Below are 730 nucleotides of genomic sequence, written 5' to 3' on the forward strand. Positions count from 1 at the left end.
CGTCGCCGAGGCGATGCCCGCTGACACCGCGGTTTCGGCGATCATGACCGCCGATCCAATCATTCTTGCCCCGACAGATATCGGCTCGGACGTATTACACGTGATGATGGAACGTGGCATCGGTCATATTCCAATTTCCGAGGCCGGTAAGCTGGTCGGAATCGTAACCCAAACCGACCTCACCCGCTATCAGGCGGTCAATTCTGCCGAGTTGGTAGGACGAATTGCCCGCGCCGACAGCCCGCAAGAGATGGCTCAAGTCACCGCTGAGATACCACAACTGCTGGTCCAACTCGTCGCGGGTGGCAACCGGCACGAGATCGTTACACGGCTGATCACCGACATCGCAGACACTGCGACGCGGCGGTTGCTGGCACTGGCTGAGGCTGAACTGGGTGCGCCGCCAGTGCCCTACTTGTGGCTTGCTTGCGGCTCGCAAGGACGGCAGGAACAGACCGGAGTTTCTGATCAGGACAATTGCCTGATGCTAGATGACAGTGTGGCGGTCGGTGATATGGCCTACTTCGCTGCGCTGGCCAAATTCGTCTCAGACGGGCTGGATACCTGCGGTTATTTCTATTGCCCCGGTGACATGATGGCGACCAACCCTCGCTGGTGCCAGCCCGTGCGTGTCTGGCGCGAGTATTTCAATGGCTGGATCGCCAAACCCAACCCTGAGGCGCAAATGCTGGCCTCGGTGATGTTTGACCTGCGGCCCATCGGAGGGTCC

The 730-nt window shown here is 59.7% G+C and carries 1 protein-coding gene; it reads left to right on the plus strand.

Features of this window, described 5'->3' with window-relative positions; genetic code table 11:
- On the plus strand, positions 1-730 hold a 730-nt coding region (locus tag ACR0EL_RS22235; RefSeq protein ID WP_480502323.1), incomplete at both ends, for a DUF294 nucleotidyltransferase-like domain-containing protein.

Source organism: Ruegeria sp. AH12 (genome assembly GCF_056541465.1).